Source organism: Otoolea muris, assembly GCF_943193115.1.
GTDB lineage: Bacteria > Bacillota > Clostridia > Lachnospirales > Lachnospiraceae > Otoolea > Otoolea muris.
This window is the reverse complement of the sequence record NZ_CALPCY010000111.1, coordinates 1-3,628: the sequence shown is the minus strand read 5'-3', so window position 1 is coordinate 3,628 and position 3,628 is coordinate 1. Positions and strand designations below refer to the sequence as shown.

Here is a 3,628-nt window from a genome sequence, read left to right as displayed (position 1 = left end):
GTTATAGGAATAAAATTTTTATCGGAACAAGCCGCAAAAACCATTGTAATCACAAGGATAATGCGGTAAAAAGTTCCGATAAAAATATATCCGTGCAAGAGAATTGGATGGGAGGAAAAATTTCTGATTTAGAAAAAGTTCCTATAAAAATTGGCACAATAATCATTGTTCGATATGCTATAGGAAGCAGGGACATTCCTGACTACTATATGAGGAGGACTACTTATTGTGATAACAAGAGAAAAAGTACCAGTTGAAGGACTGCTGGAAAGCTACGAGGCTGCCCTGATGCAGACAGGGTACAGTATCACCACAAAGCTGTTGCTTATACGACGGGCGGATCTTATGATCCGGCAGCATCTGAACGAAGGCATGGTGTATTTTGACCAGTCTGTCATCAATCGTTATTTGAGAGAGATTGATGACAGATATTTCAGGGGTACTATGCAGAAAAAACATTATGAGCGAACAAAACGTGAAATCGACCGTTTCGTCAGCTATGTCTGCACAGGACGGATTGATGCCCTGTCAAGTACGCTCCGTGGAGCCAGGCAGGAACTGACACCAACATTCAAGCAGATTGCAGAGGAATTTATAGCAGGGGATTTTCATCCTAATACCCGCTGTGACATACGATGGGTGGCATACAAATACTTTGCTTGGCTGGAAGACCGGGGATTCAAAGATATGTCAGGTGTCGGAGCCATACATATCCAGAAATTTCTTCTGTTCTGTTCAGAACACTATGCGCCGGGTACCATCCACAATGTACGTCTGTATTTGAAGAAACTGTACGCTTTCCTCCATATGACCGGGCAGGTGAACGATGATTATTCAGCATTGTTTTCCTTTTCGGTGCAGCGGGAAAAAAGGGTGTTCCCGGTTCTTCCAAAATCAGATATAGCTAAGCTGCTGGACGCAATCGACCGTTCAACGGTCAAAGGAAAACGTGACTACGCGATTATGATGCTGGGGACTGTCCTCGGCCTGCGGGCCTGTGATGTGATAGCTCTGAAGCTGGAAGATATAGACTGGCTTCGGGGTGAAATCCGCATTGTGCAGTCCAAAACCTCCTATCCGGTGCATCTGCCATTAACACAGGATGTGGGGGAAGCCCTGAAAGATTACATTCTTAATGCCCGGCCACATACAGCGGACAATGAAATTTTTCTCCGTATCAATGCGCCGCACAAAAGGCTTGCTGCCGCAGTGACAGTAGGAGAAATTTATAGGGACTGCTGTATCGCTGCCAGCCTGCCGGCAAGTACCCGGTTCCATAATCTACGCCGTGCGCTTGGCACGTCTATGGTGACAAACGGAATCTCTGTCTATGATGTCGCTCAGGTATTCGGGGACAAAAACGTCAACTCAACAAAGCCCTATCTTGCTGCGGATATGGAACATCTTAAAATGTGTGCATTAACCTTTGCGGGAATTGAGCCGGAAGGCGGTGAGCCTCAATGATAAAATTTTCAAGCGTATTCGGAGAACGGATTTCAAATTTTCTGGACTATCGCACCGCACGTGGTTATAAAAGAGAAACCTACCTCCGGCATTTCATAAAATTTGATTGCTGGTGCATGGAAAAGCATCCAACACAAACAAAACTGTCCCGCGAACTTGTTCTCGACTGGATTAATGATGCTGTGGTTTCCAGCTACAATACTGCCCAACGGGTTGCATCCATGCGGCAGTTTGCAAGATACCTGTGTGCTATTGGAGAAGAAGCATATATCCTGCCAGAAAAATATGCCCCGCTTAAAAGCAGGGCAACTGCTTACCTTTTTACTGACATGGAGTTGTCGGCTCTTTTCAGGGCCATTGACCAACTGCCACCCACAAAAAAGGAACCTTTTCTGAATGAAATTGCCCCTGCCTTGTACCGCCTGATCTATACCTGTGGCCTGCGCCCAAATGAAGGCCGGGAGCTATTGGCGGAAAACATCCATTTAGAAACTGGCGAAATCCTCATTACGCATACTAAGCGGAACAAAGAACGTATTGTTGTCATGTCGGATGATATGCTTATTTTTGCACGCAAATATGAACAGCGGCGAAGGCTTTTTTGCTGTGAAAATCCATACTTCTTTCCATCTGCAAATGGTGGGGCGTTGACAACGGAAACCTTGTATTCCGCATTCAACAGGGCTTGGTCCCATGCAGAACTGGCGGGGAAGTATCCAGGGAAAGTTCGTGTGTATGATCTCAGGCATCGATTCGCTTCGGCTTGTCTGAACCGCTGGCTCAATAATGGAGAAAATTTAATGGCCATGCTCCCATTCCTTCGTGAATATATGGGGCATGGCAGCTTGTCCGAAACGGCATACTACATCCATATCCTGCCGGAAAACATCATCAAGTCTTCCGCTATTGATTGGGATAAATTTAACGCGATGTTCCCGGAGGTGACGGAATGATGAAGACTGGAGAAAGTTCACTATTTCCACTGTTATACGACTACCTGAAAACCTACCTGCCCAAGCAACGCAATGTTAGCCACAACACAATCCTTTCATACCGAAAAGCCTTAGAAGAACTTCTGGACTATGTGAAAGAGCGCGAACAGATACCGCTAGGCAGCCTCTCTTTTGAACATCTGACTGCCGATGTTATTTTTTCGTTTCTTAAACATCTCGAATTGGAAAAGGGGTGCTCTATTTCTACACGCAATGCCAGATTTGCTGCAATCCGTGCTTTTATGGACTATGCAGCCGATCATGACATAACGTTAATCGCTAATCTCAATAAGTTGAAGAAGGTTCCATTCAAGAAGCCTGACAACACGATTATGGTAGATTATATGAGCATGAGGGCGATTACCGCGATTATTGAGCAGCCAGACATTAATACACCAAAAGGACTGCGCGATAGATTTTTTATTATGCTTTTGTATGATACTGGCGCACGGGTTCAAGAGGTACTTAACTTAAAGCTGGGGGATTTGCAGTTAGGCCAGTTACCCAAAGTTACGCTGTTTGGAAAGGGACGAAAAACCCGTGTTGTGCCATTAATGGAAAAAACAGCTCAACATTTAAAAAAATATTTGTCCGTATTCCATAAGGATACTGCTCAAAATGTTGATGCGCCATTATTCTATTCAGTAATTCATGGCAACAAGCAACGTCTTTCTGACAGACGAATTAGATATGTACTCCAAAAATATGGCGAACAGGCCCGGCGTGTTTGTCCTGAAGTTCCCTCCAACGTATATCCGCATTTATTGCGTCATAGCCGCGCGATGCATTTATATCAAGAAGGCATGGATTTGACACTTGTATCCCAATGGCTTGGACACTCGCAGCTTGAAACCACTCAAATTTATGCCCATGCAGATACTGAGCATAAGCGTAAGGCTATTGAAGCAGCTACGCCGCAGGACAATCCGCTCTACTCCAAGCTAAATTCTGCGAGATATACTGTAACTGACGAAGAAACTCTCAAGAAATTGACTGGGTTAAAATAGCTGTATTTTTATAGGAACTTTTGGGGAATTTGAAATTTATTCCCGTACACAATTTCCTGGCATAGTTGAATTTTTATCGGAACTTTTTACCGCTGTATCCTTGTATTTTCAAGGATTCTTGTAACTTGTTCCGATAAAAATTTTGTTCCTATAACTACAATTATA

The 3,628-nt window shown here is 44.2% G+C and carries 4 protein-coding genes; all 4 read left to right on the top strand.

From position 1 onward, the window contains the following. The coding region (locus NFS31_RS26210) for a hypothetical protein (RefSeq protein ID WP_251501858.1) at positions 1–257 on the top strand (257 nt) is incomplete at its 5' end. A gap of 88 nt (positions 258–345) precedes the next feature. Further along, positions 346–1,464, top strand: coding sequence for a tyrosine-type recombinase/integrase (locus NFS31_RS26205; protein WP_251501855.1), 1,119 nt, complete (start codon positions 346–348; stop codon positions 1,462–1,464). Beyond that, a complete protein-coding gene (locus NFS31_RS26200; RefSeq protein WP_160259705.1) occupies positions 1,461–2,417 on the top strand; it encodes a tyrosine-type recombinase/integrase in 957 nt (318 codons plus the stop codon). The genes NFS31_RS26205 and NFS31_RS26200 overlap by 4 nt, the downstream gene beginning before the upstream one ends. Continuing rightward, entirely contained in the window at positions 2,414–3,463 is a 1,050-nt protein-coding gene (locus tag NFS31_RS26195) for a tyrosine-type recombinase/integrase (RefSeq protein WP_251501852.1), read from the top strand. Before NFS31_RS26200 ends, NFS31_RS26195 begins: the two co-directional genes overlap by 4 nt. Positions 3,464–3,628: the final 165 nt, after the last annotated feature.

Bases quoted from the DNA above. Each gene is read 5' to 3' on its own strand.
- NFS31_RS26205 (WP_251501855.1), top strand. From the start codon at position 346: ATGATCCGGCAGCATCTGAACGAAGGCATGGTGTATTTTGACCAGTCT.
- NFS31_RS26200 (WP_160259705.1), top strand. From the start codon at position 1,461: ATGATAAAATTTTCAAGCGTATTCGGAGAACGGATTTCAAATTTTCTG.
- NFS31_RS26195 (WP_251501852.1), top strand. From the start codon at position 2,414: ATGATGAAGACTGGAGAAAGTTCACTATTTCCACTGTTATACGACTAC.